This window comes from Psychrobacter fjordensis, assembly GCF_904845995.1.
In the GTDB taxonomy this organism is placed as follows: Bacteria; Pseudomonadota; Gammaproteobacteria; order Pseudomonadales; family Moraxellaceae; genus Psychrobacter; species Psychrobacter fjordensis.
Genome location: NZ_CAJGYP010000001.1, coordinates 968562 through 984929 on the forward strand (window position 1 = coordinate 968562; position 16368 = coordinate 984929).

15 protein-coding genes are annotated in these 16368 nt (G+C 43.6%); 10 read left to right on the forward strand and 5 right to left on the reverse strand.

From position 1 onward, the window contains the following. The first annotated feature begins 28 nt into the window (after nucleotides 1–28). From JMW61_RS04050 to JMW61_RS04075, 6 genes are all read left to right on the forward strand, one after another. Entirely contained in the window at nucleotides 29–556 is a 528-nt protein-coding gene (locus JMW61_RS04050; RefSeq protein ID WP_110922104.1) for a disulfide bond formation protein B, read from the forward strand. A gap of 486 nt (nucleotides 557–1042) precedes the next feature. Beyond that, nucleotides 1043–1687: a copper resistance protein NlpE N-terminal domain-containing protein gene (locus JMW61_RS04055; protein WP_201549707.1), complete on the forward strand. Its 645-nt coding sequence runs from the start codon at nucleotides 1043–1045 to the stop codon at nucleotides 1685–1687. A gap of 301 nt (nucleotides 1688–1988) precedes the next feature. After that, nucleotides 1989–3458: a UDP-N-acetylmuramate:L-alanyl-gamma-D-glutamyl-meso-diaminopimelate ligase gene (gene mpl / locus JMW61_RS04060; RefSeq protein WP_201549708.1), complete on the forward strand. Its 1470-nt coding sequence runs from the start codon at nucleotides 1989–1991 to the stop codon at nucleotides 3456–3458. A 285-nt stretch (nucleotides 3459–3743) separates the two neighbouring features. Next, the gene (locus JMW61_RS04065) at nucleotides 3744–3998 is read left to right on the forward strand and encodes a GlsB/YeaQ/YmgE family stress response membrane protein (protein WP_201549709.1); all 255 of its coding nucleotides are present in this window, start codon (nucleotides 3744–3746) and stop codon (nucleotides 3996–3998) included. A gap of 218 nt (nucleotides 3999–4216) precedes the next feature. Next, the gene (def, locus tag JMW61_RS04070) at nucleotides 4217–4765 is read left to right on the forward strand and encodes a peptide deformylase (RefSeq protein WP_194196239.1); all 549 of its coding nucleotides are present in this window, start codon (nucleotides 4217–4219) and stop codon (nucleotides 4763–4765) included. 134 nt (nucleotides 4766–4899) lie between these two features. Further along, complete coding sequence (locus JMW61_RS04075) at nucleotides 4900–6075, forward strand: type III PLP-dependent enzyme (RefSeq protein WP_201550352.1); 1176 nt, start codon at nucleotides 4900–4902, stop codon at nucleotides 6073–6075. Nucleotides 6076–6173: 98 nt separating this feature from the next. On the opposite strand, the gene JMW61_RS04080 is transcribed toward JMW61_RS04075, so the two are convergent. From JMW61_RS04080 to dnaJ, 3 genes are all read right to left on the reverse strand, one after another. Next, nucleotides 6174–7094 carry a hypothetical protein gene (locus JMW61_RS04080; protein WP_201549710.1) on the reverse strand — a complete coding sequence of 307 codons (921 nt, stop codon included), beginning with the start codon at nucleotides 7092–7094 and terminating at the stop codon, nucleotides 6174–6176. A gap of 60 nt (nucleotides 7095–7154) precedes the next feature. Continuing rightward, the gene (gene dapB / locus JMW61_RS04085) at nucleotides 7155–7985 is read right to left on the reverse strand and encodes a 4-hydroxy-tetrahydrodipicolinate reductase (protein ID WP_201549711.1); all 831 of its coding nucleotides are present in this window, start codon (nucleotides 7983–7985) and stop codon (nucleotides 7155–7157) included. A 173-nt stretch (nucleotides 7986–8158) separates the two neighbouring features. Further along, nucleotides 8159–9298 (reverse strand): molecular chaperone DnaJ, encoded by a 1140-nt coding sequence (dnaJ, locus tag JMW61_RS04090; RefSeq protein WP_197215464.1) that lies wholly within the window; start codon nucleotides 9296–9298, stop codon nucleotides 8159–8161. Between the two features lie 435 nt (nucleotides 9299–9733). Between dnaJ and JMW61_RS04095 the strand changes: the two genes are divergently transcribed. After that, nucleotides 9734–10384 carry a DUF2939 domain-containing protein gene (locus tag JMW61_RS04095; protein ID WP_201549712.1) on the forward strand — a complete coding sequence of 217 codons (651 nt, stop codon included), beginning with the start codon at nucleotides 9734–9736 and terminating at the stop codon, nucleotides 10382–10384. Nucleotides 10385–10810: 426 nt separating this feature from the next. Continuing rightward, nucleotides 10811–11896 (forward strand): homocysteine S-methyltransferase family protein, encoded by a 1086-nt coding sequence (locus tag JMW61_RS04100; RefSeq protein WP_201550353.1) that lies wholly within the window; start codon nucleotides 10811–10813, stop codon nucleotides 11894–11896. A 32-nt stretch (nucleotides 11897–11928) separates the two neighbouring features. Here JMW61_RS04100 and JMW61_RS04105 read toward each other — a convergent pair whose 3' ends face one another. Both JMW61_RS04105 and JMW61_RS04110 read right to left on the reverse strand, forming a co-directional pair. Continuing rightward, on the reverse strand, nucleotides 11929–12993 hold the full coding sequence (locus JMW61_RS04105) for a disulfide isomerase DsbC N-terminal domain-containing protein (RefSeq protein WP_201549713.1): 1065 nt from the start codon (nucleotides 12991–12993) through the stop codon (nucleotides 11929–11931). A 338-nt stretch (nucleotides 12994–13331) separates the two neighbouring features. Then, complete coding sequence (locus JMW61_RS04110) at nucleotides 13332–14036, reverse strand: pseudouridine synthase (protein ID WP_197099524.1); 705 nt, start codon at nucleotides 14034–14036, stop codon at nucleotides 13332–13334. 302 nt (nucleotides 14037–14338) lie between these two features. On the opposite strand from JMW61_RS04110, the gene JMW61_RS04115 reads away from it, so the two are divergent. Together JMW61_RS04115 and JMW61_RS04120 are read left to right on the forward strand one after the other, a co-directional pair. After that, complete coding sequence (locus JMW61_RS04115; RefSeq protein ID WP_201549714.1) at nucleotides 14339–14935, forward strand: YigZ family protein; 597 nt, start codon at nucleotides 14339–14341, stop codon at nucleotides 14933–14935. A gap of 248 nt (nucleotides 14936–15183) precedes the next feature. Further along, the gene (locus JMW61_RS04120; RefSeq protein ID WP_201549715.1) at nucleotides 15184–16338 is read left to right on the forward strand and encodes a YheT family hydrolase; all 1155 of its coding nucleotides are present in this window, start codon (nucleotides 15184–15186) and stop codon (nucleotides 16336–16338) included. The last annotated feature ends 30 nt before the right edge of the window (nucleotides 16339–16368 follow it).

The window sequence follows — 16368 nt, forward strand, 5'->3', positions numbered from 1 at the left end:
CTGACTATTTTATAAGAGTAACTGCCCAATGCTAAAGCTAGCCACCTACCGCTCTTTGCAAGTGTTTTTGGTCATTATGACCGTCATCGGTATGAGTTTTGCGCTGTTTTTTCTACAGCGTCATTTGGGGCTTTTACCGTGCCCACTTTGTATTTTTCAACGTGTTGGCCTGATTGTCATGGGCAGTTTTGCTCTGATATCGGCAGTATTTAATCCCAAGTCTAAAGGCATGAGACTACTATTGTGGCTCGGTAGCTTGATAGGCATTGGCTGGTCTACGGCAGTCGCAGTACGCCATGTATGGTTACAGCACTTACCTGCCGATTTAGTTCCATCTTGTGGCCCAGGTCTAAATTATTGGATAGACACCCTACCTGTATTGCAAGTGTTCAAAGAAGTTTTTGCCGGCTCTGGTGAATGTGCTGAAATTGCTTGGACCTTTATAGGATTAAGTATCCCTGAGCAGTCTTTGATTCTATTTAGCGTGCTGTTATTGGTACATGTGCTGATACTATGGCGTATCTTACGACCTGTCACCCCTAGCCACACTGCTTAATAACTGCTTAACAAGTACGTAAACTCCATACCTTCTTTACGCTACCATCCTTCATCTAGATAGATATAAATGCGATATGACTTGATATCTATTTAGATGAAAACTGCTTTACCACTAAAGCGCTGCTGACCTGATAACCACCTCTCCTACGCCTTCTTGTCCAAAGCTCTCATTGCTTAAACAACACTTCCCTTTAAGCAATCCATAACAAAAATTCTACAGAGATATCTTCAATCTTTGGTATCTTGACCCTGCTTATTTTGTTTTCTCATTGGTTGATATGACTGAGATAGCTTTTACTCTGACGTTTGTTTTTGGCTAATATTCCGTCTGCTTCGTATCATATCTTTTGGTAACAAAACCTCAAATAATGCTCTTTCAACGCTTATATTTCCCACTATCTTGCATTTTTGACGATAGAATCACATTGCTCATAGTATGGGTAATCTGCAGAAATATTATTTAAAAACTGTTTTTGGTGTGACCATGATATATTTTGCGCCTGTTTGCTCTATTACATTGACTGTCATCAGACGCTATGGCCGTTTTTTGCTGGCACTACCTTTTTGCGTCGTACTTATCAGCTGTGACAATGCCTCGTCTAATACTGATCAGGGTATGGTAAATGAAGTTATCCCTGTTGATGGCTCAGCGTCAGCTGACCTTACAAATAGCTTGTCAGACAATAGTGACGGGTTACAAGGCTCTGATAGGGATAGGGATAGTGAGCAAGATAGCGCAGAAGGCCAATCACTTATTGCTGCTGCGCAACCAAGTAATGAGTCGAATGCCTACCAAACACAGACGGATTCAAAGTCACATAGCAGCGCATTACAAGCGACGCTAATGGGTGATTATGGTGGTATGGTGCCTTGTTCATCTTGTGATAATATCGATGTCACACTGAACTTATTCGCTGATGGCTCAGCACTCAAGACCAGTATTTACAATAGTCCTGAGACGCCACGTCCACCGCTTTTTGAGTCTGGCATCTATCGTCAAGACAATAATAAGATTACGATTGTCTACCAACAAAAACAGATTGAGACCTATAGTATTCAAGACAATCATCTTATATTGATGGACGAAAACAAGAGTCCTAATAATGACTATACCTTGTCACGTAAATAAGACAGTAGACAGACCGTCAGATATCAACAAGTTCAAATAAATAAACACCTAAGCCAATACACCAAACAACGCCTACTTTTAAGGCGTTTTTTATTGGTCATCTAATAGTGTTTACTTTACAATGAGTGGCTGTTTACCCTGTTGATACTTTGATGACTGCTTGCTCATTCTGCAATAGAAGTCATTGGTACAGGTGATATTTAGGCGGGGTTCGACCTATAATAATCAGCTGTTTACTCTGCTGATATTACAAATAATTTCACGTTTTCATTCTTTCAATTTACGCTCATACGGAACGTCTATGCACATTCATATTCTTGGTATTTGTGGTACTTTTATGGGCTCGTTGGCCTTACTAGCGCGAGAACTTGGGCACACCGTAACTGGCTCTGATGCCAATGTGTATCCGCCTATGTCCACCCAATTAGAAAATGCAGGCGTCACTATTGAAGCAGGCTACCTGATAGAACATTTGCAGCCAGCACCAGACTTGGTCGTCGTCGGTAATGCGATGAAGCGCGGCATGGACGTAATCGAATATATGTTGGACACCGGACTACGCTATACGTCGGGTCCACAGTTTTTATCTGAGGAAGTGTTGCAATCACGCCACGTGATAGCAGTAGCAGGCACTCATGGCAAGACCACCACGACCACCATGCTCGCTTGGATATTGCATTATGCTGGTATCGATACTGGATTTTTGATCGGTGGTGTACCATTAGTCGATACGACTGATGAGCGTCTACAGCAAGTCTTTGCGCACAGCAGTTATTTGGGCGCAGAAAGGGCGAGTGAGGATAGCTCAGATACTGGCTATTTTGTCATTGAAGCCGATGAGTATGACTCTGCATTTTTTGATAAGCGTTCAAAGTTTGTGCATTATCGCCCGCGTACCGCCATTTTAAATAACCTTGAATTTGATCATGCTGATATCTTTGCAGATCTCAATGCGATTCAGACTCAATTTCATCATATGGTACGTATGATTCCAAGCACTGGTAAAATTATCATGCCAGCAGCGACCGCCAGTTTAGAGGACACGTTAGCAAAAGGTGTTTGGACGCCTGTTTGGCGTACATCAGTGGTTGATAAGAGCGCCGCTGACAACCTTGTAAATGATAGCGACTGGCAAGCTGAGCTTATTAGCGAAGATGGTAGCCAATTTAAAGTAAGATTCAGCGAAGACCTTGATTCTATCGCCACCGTCAATTGGGCAATGAGCGGCATCCATAATGTTAATAATGCCTTAGTTGCGGTAGCTGCTGCTTACAACGTTGGTGTCAGTGTTTCTACTGCTTGTGCTGCTTTGTCTGTTTTTGCTGGTATCAAGCGTCGTATGGAGCTGATCGGTGATGTAAATGATATCTTGATCTTCGATGATTTCGCCCACCATCCAACCGCTATTACCACGACGTTAGATGGTGCCAAAAAGAAACTGTCTGACAGACGTATCTGGGCCATTATCGAACCGCGCAGCAATACGATGAAAATGGGTATTCATCAAGATAGCCTAGCCGAATCTGCTGCACTCGCCGACCATACGCTGTGGTATGAGCCTACAGGTCTTGAATGGGGCCTAAGAGAAGTCATCGAACGCGCTAATGCTGCAAATCCGAATATGGGCAACCAACAAGTACTGTCTAGTACTAATGCTATCATTGAACATATCAGCACACATGCACAATCAGGTGATGCGATTGTCATCATGTCTAATGGCGGCTTTGAAGGGATTCATCAGCGTCTATTGATGGCTCTACGTAATAAATAGCTGATCTGGCTAAATCTCGTTAAAAATTAAAGCGTGGCATCATTATCGACGAGCCACGCTTTTTTGGTTTTAATAATCATCAATCTTTATCAGCGCTTGCGACTTTACTACCTTTGTAACCTTCCATTTACTTATCCTATCTTCATATTAGCAAATCAATAGATTTCCTCACATAGCTCATACACTGGTAACATTTCGCGCTTACCTTTACCTCGATACAGTGCTTACAATGTGCGTATCAAGACGAGAAAATTACTATAAATGATAATAAGTTAGGAGAATACTATGGGTTTTATTTGGATGATTATTGTAGGACTGGTCGCAGGTTTATTGGCACGAGCTATTAAGCCAGGCAGTGACCCTATGGGTTGGATAATGACTATCGTATTGGGTATCGTCGGTGCTTTAGTTGGTGGTTTACTGGCTAACCTAGTCGGTATTGACGCTGATGGCGGTTTCACTGGTCTTATATTCTCAGTTATCGGTGCGATCATCCTACTGTTTGCATATGAGATGATTACTAATAAACGTGGTGTATAATCGAGCACAGTATTGATTGTAATTCAGTAATGACGATATAAAGAAAAGGCCTTGCTGATTGCGAGGCCTTTTTGTTTGTTATGGTATAAGTTCGTATCTTCGCTATTTGGTATTAGGAAGAGGTGATAGTTGCGGGAAAGTATTGATAAACATTACTTTTGCCCCCATTTATCTTATAATATCAACCCTATTTTATCCTTATCATTGAGGTAAGCGTTATGGCTTTACTCCCTATCTTAAATTATCCAGATCCACGCCTGCGCACACTTGCCAAGCCTGTCAAAGAAGTGACTGCTGAAATAAAAACCTTAATCGCGGATATGATCGAAACGATGTATGACGCCCAAGGTATTGGCTTGGCTGCCAGTCAAGTAGATCGCCATATTCAACTGATCGTCATGGATTTATCGGAAGATAAAGATAGCCCTAGAGTTTTTATTAACCCTAAGGTAACGCCACTGGTAGAAGAGAAGCAACCGTATGAAGAAGGTTGTTTGTCAGTTCCTGAAGTTTATGATAGCGTTGAACGTCCAAACAAAGTACGTATTGAAGCTTTGGATGAGAATGGTGAAAAAATTGACGAAGAAGTAGAAGGCTTGCTTGCGGTATGTATCCAACATGAAATGGATCACTTAAATGGCGTCATATTCGTCGATTATTTATCGCGCCTAAAACAGACTCGTGCTCGCGACAAAGTACGTAAAGTCGTCAAAATACGTGAAAAGCAAGGCGAACAAACCGCTGAGCCACAGCCTACCAACTCTTAATGATTCATCATATAAATTGATTGTCATATAAACTCACATCAGCTAAGTATTACTAATGGCTCGATGGCAATATTATGATACTCGTTTTACCCTACAACATGTGCTGTCTATACTAAAGGTTCCCTACCATGACCATGATCAAAATTGACCAATATTTTGACCCTGCCAACTGGCAGAAATTCACTAAAGCTGCTGAAGGTCGTGAGACACCGTTTTTGATGGTGGACCTTAGCCGTATTAAGACCAAGTATCATGAGATGGTTGGGTTTTTTCCTAATGCTAAAATCCATTATGCTATGAAGGCCAGTCCTGCTGTTCAGGTCATCAACCTACTGGCTGAGCTGGGTTCAAACTTTGATTGTGCGTCAATTTACGAGCTTGACCGTGTGCTTGGTTGCGGTGTTGAGCCATCACGTATCTCTTATGGCAACACGATTAAGAAAGCAGATCATGTCAAATATGCCTTTGAAAAAGGCGTCGATCTATATGCGACTGACTCAGAAGCCGATTTAAAAAATATCGCGAAGCATGCGCCTGGTTCTAGAGTGTTCGTTCGTATTTTGGTTCAGGGTTCAGAGACTGCTGAATGGCCGCTATCACGCAAATTCGGCTGTCATCCTAATATGGCGATTGAGCTATTGATTCAAGCCCGAGATCTAGGCTTGGTGCCTTACGGTATTTCGTTCCATGTTGGCAGTCAGCAAAAAGATGTTGCCGCTTGGGATGATGCATTAGCCAAGGTCAAATATATGTTTGACTGGATGAAAAATGAAGAAGACATCAAGCTACAAATGATCAATTTGGGCGGTGGTTTTCCAGCCAACTATATCAGCGAAGTAAACCCTATCAAAGTTTACGCGGAAGAGATTACGCGTTATCTGACAGATGACTACAACGAAGAGGACATGCCTGAGATTATTCTTGAGCCAGGCCGTTCGTTGGTCGGTGGTTCAGGTGTTCTAGTTAGCGACATCGTTTTGATTTCTCGTAAATCTCATACTGATTTAACCCGTTGGGTCTATACGGATGTGGGTCTATTCCAAGGCTTAATCGAAACCTTAGGGGAAGCCATCAAGTATCCTATCTATACGCCTAAGATGGAAACATCAACCAGCGAAGGTACTGTGGTATTGGCTGGTCCAACGTGTGACTCAACTGATATCATGTACGAAGAAGCGGGTTATCAGTTACCAGAAGAGTTAGAGATTGGCGATAAAATCTATTGGCTCACCACTGGTGCCTACACCAATTCTTACTCATCAGTTGAATTCAATGGTTTCCCACCATTAGAAGTTATTTATATTGATTAGTTTTATATATACAGATAGTCATCCATAAAAAAGCGCGACACTGTTCATCACAGTATCGCGCTTTTTTATATCTGTTTGGCAGTATCATTGATAACTGGCTACTGTACCAAGAGTGAAATAGGCACACTATTATTACTATTGATTGCCTGATTACCGCCATAGCTGGTACTTTGGTTTTGACTGTTTTGAGAGATTTCTCCGATAGTCACCCATTGTCCGCGAGGCACGATAATCGTACTGTTCAGAATTTGACCTTGAATAGCATTATTAACAGAACCGCTTCGATTATAGGGCGAATTAGATCGCACCAGTTTTTCTTCCACTTGAGACAGTTGTACTTCAACTTGGCCAGTAGGCAACAGTCTTGGGGTTACTACAATTCCCTGTGTCGTTGGTAGCAGTACTTGCTGCTGAATAATAATCTGTGGTTTTAGATTATGGTTAACTGCATAGCGACTGCTATTGTAAAGGTTGGCACTATAACTCTGAGTCAGCGAATAGAGCGTGCCAGTACTAATGCTCGCTGCACTGCCAGATAAGGTTTTTATTTGGTATGAATTACTGCCATGCTGCTGACTGTTACTTTGATTGATGATACCTGACCCTTGAATACCACGATTGGTAATAATGACCTGACTTTGCTGGATACTATTCTGCGTGCTGCTATCATTGCCGACGCGTACTGAGATGGTTAACGCTTGTGGTTGGCCATCTATTTGAGTCAAGAGCTGCTGCACTGCTTGATAATTAGCCGCTGTGGTGTTCAGTACTAATTTGTCTTGATAAGTTGTGACTGTACCGCCGTCACGGCTGCTGTCTAACTGCTGACGTACTGCTGGCAATAATGTGTCACCGCCATAAGTATGAATTACATAAGTGTCATAGGTCGAAGCCTGTACAACGACAGGCAGAGCCACCATACTGATTGCCAAGACTGTTTGACCTACGCAGCCAATATTTTTACTAGCAGTAATAGCACTGCTAAGCACCTTTATCAAACTCCGTCTAAACGTATTCATGTTTGGCTCCTAGCAGCGACTCATCATTTATTAAAATTTAGAGCATGTTGAAGACACGCCCTAGTCATTTAGTCCTAACACGTCTTGCATATTGTACTGCCCTACTTCTTGCTGAATAATCCAAGTCGCAGCGCGTACCGCACCAGCGGCAAAAGTCATGCGCGCACGGGCACGATGGGTAATCTCGACTACCTCACCGTCAGCGATAAACATCACAGTATGATCGCCGATGATTTCACCACCACGAATCGCATGGATACCAATCGTACCTGCTTCACGTTCGCCTGTTTGTCCTTCTCGGCCATAAACAGCGACGTCTTTTAGGTTCTGTCCACGGGCTTCTGCGACTGCTTCTGCCATCATATAAGCCGTACCTGATGGCGCATCGATTTTGTGCTTATGATGTGCTTCGATGACTTCTACATCCGCGTCATTACCAAATGCTTTTGCTGCCATCCCTAGTAGCTTCAATGACAGATTCACGCCCGTTGAGTAGTTACCTGCATAAACAATCGCAATCTGCTCACTCGCTTTTGCCAATACTTGCTCTTGCTGCTCATTGAATCCTGTCGTGCCGATGACCATCGCAACATTATGCTCAGCACAAATTTGCATATTTTTTTCAGTCGCATCAGGTAAGCTAAAATCAATCAGTACGTCGATGTCGTCTACGACTGCTTTTAGATCATCGACAATCTGTACTTCTAAGCACCCGATAGCAGCAACTTCACCGGCATCAGCACCTACTAGGCTCGATCCTTGACGCTCGATCGCCGCGCTCAATGTCGTTTGCTTGTTGTCTTTTACCGCTTCGATAAGCATACGGCCCATACGACCACCTGCTCCAATGACACCGACTTTGATAGCTTGTTCTTTTACTTGTTGACTCATATCTTTGTCCTAAATGTTTTGTTTTTAGTAAAGGCGTTTTCAAATACTATTTATCGTAAGTTTAGCAAATATCCCTACCCGAGTGGATTTTTATACGGTCAGCAAAAAGCCCAATAGTTTCACGTGAAACTATTGGGCTTAAAACAATGACGTTGTTCAGTTAAGCAAAACTATCAGTCAAACAGCTCGCCAATCTTTTTGAAGAATGACTTTTTATGTGGTGACTGTTGATGCTTGCTGTCACCATCTAACGTATCTTGGAATTGACGTAACAAGTCTTTTTGCTCACGAGTTAGATTGACTGGCGTCTCGATGACGACACGGCAAATCAAATCACCTTTCATGGTCGTACGAACTGGCGTCACGCCTTTGCCGCGGACACGCAGTAATTTACCACTTTGCGTGCCTTCGGCAACCTTGATTTTTACTTTGCCATCTAACGTTGGGATTTCAACTTCTTTACCCAATGCTGCATCAGTGATACTCACTGGCACATCCATATAGAGGTCGGCACCTTGGCGCGTGAATACATTGTGCTGTTTAACACGCACTTCGACGTATAGGTCGCCATTTTGGACACCCGCACCGCCCGCTTCACCTTCGCCTGCTAGACGAACGCGGTCACCATCATCGACACCCGCTGGGATAGACACTTCAAGCGTACGTGATTTGTCTTTGACGCCATTACCATGACAGTCAGAGCATGGGTTTTTGATTTGCTTACCAGTGCCGCCGCAATGTGGGCAAGCTTGCTGAACAGCAAAGAAACCCTGCTGCATACGGACTTGACCTTGACCATGACATGTCTGACAAGTCACAACGTCAGAGGCATTTTTTGCCCCTTTGCCATCACAAGTGTCGCAAGGTGCAGGTGCTGTAAAGCTGATTTCTTTTTTACAGCCACGTACCGCTTCTTCTAACGTCAGCTCAATGACGTAACGCAAATCAGAACCACGACGTGAACGTCCGCCACCGCCGCCACCACGCTGCTGACCGAAGATATCGCCGAAGTTTCCGAAGATATCGCCGAAGATATCTTGGAAATTACCGCCACCGCCGCCACCAAATCCACCGCCGCCCATGCCGTTTTCAAACGCTGAATGACCCATACGATCGTAGGCTGAGCGTTTTTCTTCGCTGCTCAGTACTTCATACGCCATTGATGCTTCTTTGAACTTGTCTTCAGCATCAGGGTCGTCAGAGTTACGGTCTGGATGGTATTTCATGGCCAGCTTGCGGTAAGCTCGCTTAATTTCCTTGCTATCAGCGGTCTTACTGACACCTAATATTTCATAAAAATCACGCTTACTCATGGGCTCTCCTATCGTCTTTACAGTCCACCGGCCGGTCGATTCAGTAACTCTTATCAATCATTATATTATTGCTACTCGTTTTCTCACTTAAAGGTTTCACATGAAACACAATGAACAGTGAAGAAAAAGAGATGATAATGTTAAGAATCTTACAAGCGAATACGGCGGGATGCTGCTTAGCCAAATCAATTATTAAAAGTTTGCGCTATTTATGGAGATGGCATAATGATTTATCAAGCTCTCAGGGATGGAAAGTATCGTTTAAGAGTATTTCGTCACTACAAAAAGGTTTTATTAAGGAACGAACAAAGGTTTTCATACCTTAATACAATTAAGCCGTGCTAATATTTATCGCCAAGTTTATAGCCATTTATCTTAAAATTACATAGCCATTTATCTTAAAATTATTAAGTTTGCGACAAGGTATCGTTTTTTATGAAGAAGCTGATTGTTTTATTAATCATCATCGTAGTCGCCGTCTATGCAGGCTCGCCTTATTACAGTGCGTATCAGCTCAAAAATGCCTATGATGACAAAGACGGTGCCACTATTGCAGCGGCCATTGACTATGACCAAGTACGGCCTAGTATCCAAAACCAACTGACCAGTCAGTTTACGGCGACGATGACTGAATATCCGTTAGTTTCTCAGCTGGGTGGCGAGCCTTTAACCGAGGCTGCCAATAGTTTTATCGCAAAAGCTGTTGATGGTGCCATCACCCCGCAGAATATTGAAAAAGTTATTAACACTCAGGGTCAGGCCAATACAGCGACCAAAGAATTGGCAGCGGCATGGGCTATCGCGAGCAATCAGGTCAATCTGAAAAACCTGATTCAAAACCTCATTATCCAACGCGGTGATGTCGATGCGGTGGTCAAAAGCCAAATGCAGGAAATCATGACAAAACAAGCCGCTGAACTTGAGAAACAAGTGGCTCAAGGCTCTGATAGTGACAAACCTAAGCTGAGCTATTGTGGTATCAATTGCTTCACTATTAGCGGGCAAGTTAAAGGCTACCCACTCACGATAGAGATGCAACGTGAAGGTCTGATTGACTGGAAAATCGTCGATATCGTGTTGCCATAACACAAGACGCTACGGTTGCGACTTTTGCGCTATCGCTAATTACCTATAAAAAAAGCACCTATAATAATCCGTTATAAAACAGTCACAGCACGAACCTTGCTAGGAGTATCACCTATACTCTTAGCAAGATTGTCTTGGCTGTTTTTTGAATCAACGAAGGCGTGTCATCAATTAGATTGTGGGCTTAAAATGAGAAAAATTGTAGATAAACAAATAAATAATTGCCGTTAATATGAACATATTGACAAAATTTCTGACGATGTTTAGCAAAATCTAGCCATTTTAAGGCCACTAAATGTACTAATGTACTAATTCATGACACGCCCTACATTAAACCAATTTATAAGTGAGCGTACGATGCACACTCAAACAACCTCTCCAGTGACAGATACAGTAACAGCTACTCAGCCTAATGACTCGCTTACCATGCCAGCGCCTAACTCTCTACCACCAATCACGATACTAGATGGTGGTATGGGACGTGAGCTTGAACGACGCGGCGCTCCTTTTCGCCAACCTGAATGGTCAGCGCTATCATTGAGCCTAGCGCCAGATAGTGTTCGTGATGTCCATTTGGACTACATAAAAGCGGGTGCCACTGTTATCACCGTCAACAGCTATGCAGTTACTCCTTATCATTTGGGAGACAGCTTTTTTAGCGATGGTGAGCAGCTCATCAGAACTGCAGCGCAGCTCGCATTTGCAGCCGTACAAGCAAGCAAAAAGTCAGTAGACAAGCAGCAAGCAAGCGACAAGCAGAACAGCTCAGCAGCCATACAAATCGCTGGTTGCTTGCCGCCACTATTTGGCTCTTACCGTCCAGATTTGTTCGATTCTAAGCAAGCCCCTACGATTGCGCGTCCATTATTGTCTGCACAGATAGATTATGTGGATATGTGGCTGGTAGAGACGCAAAGCAGTATCGTTGAAGCACAAACGTGGTATCAGCTAATTACTGAATTTACAGTGGCTCAAAAAGAAAGCATATCTAACAAGAAAATCGCACCTGAAAAAGAGACAGCATCTAAAACAGAAACTGCATCTAAACCTATTTGGATTGCATTTACACTAGATGACAGTCAGTTAGATATTGCTGCCGATGACCTTAATAGCAGTGCTGAGCCTAATCGTGCTGTGAGCACACCGACGTTGCGCTCCGGTGAATCAGTAGCTGAAGCTGTACAGGCGATGATGGCATTGAATGTCGATGCCTTACTGTTTAACTGTAGTCAGCCTGAAGTCATGAATGCAGCATTGCAAACTGCGAAAGAGTTGATTGATAAAGCAGCGCACCCTATGCAACTGGGCGTCTATGCCAATGCTTTTGTCTCAAAGCAAGTCCATAAACAAGCCAATGCACAACTGCGCGACATGCGTGAGGACACCACACCTGAACATTACCTGACGTGGGCAGGGCTCTGGCAAGCCTCTGGTGCCAATATCATTGGCGGTTGCTGCGGGATTGGCGTTGAACATATCGAGCGACTCGCGCAGCAACTAACCGATAGATAACGATATCTTAGTAGCATCGCTAGTGGCGTGGTTCAGTCTACGCCTAAGAACTCTAAGAATTCAGGGCTCTCAAAGCTAGCTTGATAGAGTACGCCATCCTCGCGGTAGATAGCGGGCGTCGCCATCACGGCCAGACCAGCTGCTTTTTCACGGTTTGGCGTTATATGATCGGTGTTACAGTTCGCTGGTGCAGGCGTCATCTGACCCGCTAGCATTGCTTTGTCAAAAGCTTTGCGACGACTACTTTCATCAGCTTGACACCAGATACCCCGCATTTGCGCAGGTGACGCCTCATATATCGGATAGCCGATAACGTTGACGGTGACACCTTTTGTATTGAGCATTGGTATCTGTTGATGCAATCGACGGCAGTATGGACAATTCACATCATCAGCCACATAGATGACAGCACGTTCTTTGCTGGTCGCTGTGTAAGTAATCAGTTGGCTCTTATCCAACGTCGCAAATACAGACTGGTTTTTCAGCGATTCGAACTCTTCGTCGAGCCCAATAAACTGACCATTTTCGATGACAGATATCTCTCCATCTGTGATGTACTGAGCATCATCTGATAATAAAAAAGGTACGCCTTCTAACGTCGCCCCCCAAATCACACCAGGTACGGCAGTATAGAAAAACGGTGTTTGAGCACTCATGTTTTTCAGCGCTGCCATATTTGCTAGCATGTCAGATTTGACGCTAGCACTGACAGGTTTGCCTACCTGCGCACTCGTGCTGCGTGCCGGTGTTTTGGTCACTACCCGCTTGCTTGGATTCTTTTGTAGCTCACCCTGGATAACATATCTACCATCTTCAGTGATGTGCAAAGGCAACTGCCCCGCCAAATTGACTTGATACATATTGGGTAAGTTAGAAGGCACAATAGAGGTGATTTGCGTTTTGATACCTGCCTGAGCCAGTAGTTGGCGCAAGCGACTGTCAACAGATTTACTTACTGTGCCAGTATCTTGAGGGCTTTGAGCACTTTGACTGACATTCTTACTGGTAGCATCATTGGCACTAGGCTCAGCACATGCAGTCGTTGCCAACAGTATGGTACTGATTAGACCAGCAGATTTTAATACGGATAATTTCACAGAGACAGTCCTATCTGATTTGTAGTAATGACAGTATTTAATAACGATAGTGTTTAATCACGACATTGTTCATGCTAGCCACGTGGCATAACAAGTACCATTCCATGTAAATATAGAGATTAAAGAGGTGAGAAGACTTTAGCACAAGGACAATGGTTGCAAAGTACTAAAGACTCAATTTTGCAAAATTGCTACCTAGCTTTAAGAGATAGGCAACACATACTGCCCTGAAAATGAACGAAAAAAAGCAGCACACTGTTTAGTGGCTGCTCTTTCTAAAAATATACTTATGCGTTATTTTAAAGCGAAATCATCTTAAAACGAAAGAAAGTAACGATTTAGAATTTAGCAACTTCTTCTGGTGTTAAGAAACGACTGTCGCCTTTCTCCAACCCTTCTAAATTGATATGCCCAATACTGGCACGATGTAGCTCAGTCACTCGATTGCCAAAGTAGCCCATCATACGTTTAACTTGATGGTATTTGCCTTGCTCTAACGTCAGGCGAGCATGTGTTGCGTCGATGAACTCAAGAACCGCAGGCTTGGTTTCTTCGTGATCACCTTCTAACAAGATACCTTCCGCTACTTCTTTGACTGCATTGGCTTGAGCATCACTATCCATTGCATCAGCTAAGGTCAGCTCATATGTTTTTGCATGCTCGTGCTTAGGACTGGTCACACGATGTAGCCAACCACCATCATCACTGATCAGCAGCGCACCCGTGGTATCGACATCGAGGCGACCAGCAATACGCAAGCTACCAAGCTCTGGAACTGAAATCAGCTCAGTAACGATAGGGTATTCTTTGGCCTTTAGCGTACATTCAAAACCTTCAGGTTTATGAAGTAAAATATAACGATTGCCCGCTGCTACCGAGAGTGGTTCGCCGCCCCACATCACTTCGTCATTGACGATATCGACATGCAAACCAGGATCTTTGACGACCTGCTCGTTCACCATAATCTCACCAGCGTGCATGATTTTTTTGGATTCTTTACGTGACAGCTCAGTGGCTTTACTAATAAATTTATCTAGACGCATACTATTTACTACCATCCATTTTATGATACCTACTCTACCTCGGTATATTCAGTTCTATCTAAATTAGAGAGGATGTCAGGCTAGTGTCGTCTACTGTTTGTAGTCCTTTCACTAGTCGTCCTTGTCTCTAAATTATCTTGAACCGACTATAGCAGCAACGCAGGCACTCACATTGAGCTTGCATCGCTATCTTCACGGGTAAGAAGTGGTACTATAATAAAAATTAAATAAACACTGCGCCAAATACGGACGACAGTGAAAGTAAGACAAGTTTACCATATCCAACCTAGACCTGATGAAATATGAGCTATCAAACGCTAAAACGTACCGTCACTGCTCGCTTAGAAATCAAGAAATCTGAGTTTATTGCTTATGCTTATCCCGTAGCGTCACGCGAGAACGCAATGTTTCACGTGGAACAACTACGTACGCAATATCCCGATGCTCGTCACCACTGCTGGGCTTATATCATTGGCGATCCAAATAATACCACCAGTGCTGGCTTCGATGATGATGGTGAGCCAAATGGCACGGCAGGACGCCCGATATTAAATGTATTGCAGCACAAATCTATCGGCAATGTCATTATCATCGTGGTGCGTTATTTCGGTGGTATTAAGTTAGGCGCAGGTGGTCTGACCCGTGCGTATGCAGGTTCAGCGCAAGCAGCCGTTGACCAGATGACATTAAGCCCTTATGTACCAATGGCACAAATACAGATATTGGCAGAGTTTGCCACCGAAGCCCAATGTCGTTACGTCGTCGATAGCCTGAACGGCAGCATCGATGACGTCGCTTATAGTAAGCAAGTGACACTGACTGTGACGCTAGCTGAGGCCGATATCGATAATTTAAAAGAACGCTTGGCAATCGATGGGCGGGTGTTGGATAAGCCCTAAATGATACATGATGCTAATTGACCGCTTCTCAGCATTTACTTTTGAATGACTGTTTTTGAGCGTCTACTTTGCAGTGGTTGTTTTAAGTAACGGTTTTAAGTAGCTGTTTTGAGTATATGACATTGAGTAACTGATATTGAGTAACTGACATTCAGTAACCATGCGTTCACTGAAAACCATTGGTTTTGGCCATTGCCATCGGTATGATAAGCCATTGCTTTTTAACAATAATTAAATAAGAGCCCTTTATGTCTGTCTCCAAATCGAACAAACCATTCTCTCCAGCTCCTTTTAAACCGCCATTTTGGCTAACCAATCCCCATATACAAAGCATCTTACCCAAATTCTTTGCCCCAAAAGCACCAACCTATCGCCGCGTGGTGATGCAAGATTCCTTAAGTGAAACCGATATTGCTTACGACTTTTATGATGCGCATTCTGTAGAGGCATCAAAAGCTGGTGAGCTTGAGCAAACGCCATTGATCGTGCTATTTCATGGTATGGAAGGCAGCAGCGATAGCCATTATGCTCGTGCGCTGGCATATCAAATGCATGCGCAAGGCTGGCATTTTGTGGTGGTGCACTTTCGTAGTTGTGGCGGTATTCCAGCTAATGGTCGAGTTTTTTATAATGCGGGTGATACTGCCGAGGTTCATCACGCGCTACAGAACTTACGTGAGCAATATGCCAATATTTATGCGGCTGGCGTGTCACTCGGTGGTAATGCACTAGCGAAGTACATGGGTGAGTATGGTGACGAAGCCATCTGCAAAGGCGCTGCGGTCATCTCTGCTCCCGTCGATATGTCGTCAGCGGCCATTACCATGCACAGCTTTTTGAGTCATCGTATCTATACGCCTTATTTGCTCAATCCAATTATCAAAAAAGCGTTGGCGAACGATATTACCAAAGAGGAAATTGATGCTATCAAAGCTGTCAATCGTATCAGCGACTTTGATGATATCTTCACCGCCCCGCGTCATGGCTACCGCTCCAACAATCACTATTATCAATCTTCTTCTGCCCTACCTTATTTGATCAACGTAACTAAGCCTCTGCTACTGATTAGTGCAAAGGACGATCCTTTCATTGGCTTTACCGCGACGCCAAACGATGTTTCTGATAGCGTCACTATCTTGGATACGGAACACGGTGGACATATCGGTTATCTGCGTTATCGCTCAGACAGTCATTCAGAAAATGGCACAGACAGTTCTTCAGTAAACGGTCAATCTACTGATGATAAATCTAACGTTAAACCATCTGGAACTAATGGTAAAAAAGCAAAAACCTCAAAGTTCGATATCAACTGGATACCTGAGACTGTCAGTGCTTATTTTAATTATATTGGCGTGGCTTCTATTAAAGAACCTTATCAAGATGCGGTCTCTGACAATCAATAATCATTGCCATAGATGACAAAATAATAACGC

Excerpts from the sequence above, each read along its gene's own strand:
- JMW61_RS04050 (WP_110922104.1), top strand. The coding sequence starts at position 29 with ATGCTAAAGCTAGCCACCTACCGCTCTTTGCAAGTGTTTTTGGTCATT.
- JMW61_RS04055 (WP_201549707.1), top strand. The coding sequence starts at position 1,043 with ATGATATATTTTGCGCCTGTTTGCTCTATTACATTGACTGTCATCAGA.
- mpl (WP_201549708.1), top strand. The coding sequence starts at position 1,989 with ATGCACATTCATATTCTTGGTATTTGTGGTACTTTTATGGGCTCGTTG.
- JMW61_RS04065 (WP_201549709.1), top strand. The coding sequence starts at position 3,744 with ATGGGTTTTATTTGGATGATTATTGTAGGACTGGTCGCAGGTTTATTG.
- def (WP_194196239.1), top strand. The coding sequence starts at position 4,217 with ATGGCTTTACTCCCTATCTTAAATTATCCAGATCCACGCCTGCGCACA.
- JMW61_RS04075 (WP_201550352.1), top strand. The coding sequence starts at position 4,900 with ATGATCAAAATTGACCAATATTTTGACCCTGCCAACTGGCAGAAATTC.
- JMW61_RS04080 (WP_201549710.1), bottom strand. The coding sequence starts at position 7,094 with ATGAATACGTTTAGACGGAGTTTGATAAAGGTGCTTAGCAGTGCTATT.
- dapB (WP_201549711.1), bottom strand. The coding sequence starts at position 7,985 with ATGAGTCAACAAGTAAAAGAACAAGCTATCAAAGTCGGTGTCATTGGA.
- dnaJ (WP_197215464.1), bottom strand. The coding sequence starts at position 9,298 with ATGAGTAAGCGTGATTTTTATGAAATATTAGGTGTCAGTAAGACCGCT.
- JMW61_RS04095 (WP_201549712.1), top strand. The coding sequence starts at position 9,734 with ATGAAGAAGCTGATTGTTTTATTAATCATCATCGTAGTCGCCGTCTAT.
- JMW61_RS04100 (WP_201550353.1), top strand. The coding sequence starts at position 10,811 with ATGCCAGCGCCTAACTCTCTACCACCAATCACGATACTAGATGGTGGT.
- JMW61_RS04110 (WP_197099524.1), bottom strand. The coding sequence starts at position 14,036 with ATGCGTCTAGATAAATTTATTAGTAAAGCCACTGAGCTGTCACGTAAA.
- JMW61_RS04115 (WP_201549714.1), top strand. The coding sequence starts at position 14,339 with ATGAGCTATCAAACGCTAAAACGTACCGTCACTGCTCGCTTAGAAATC.
- JMW61_RS04120 (WP_201549715.1), top strand. The coding sequence starts at position 15,184 with ATGTCTGTCTCCAAATCGAACAAACCATTCTCTCCAGCTCCTTTTAAA.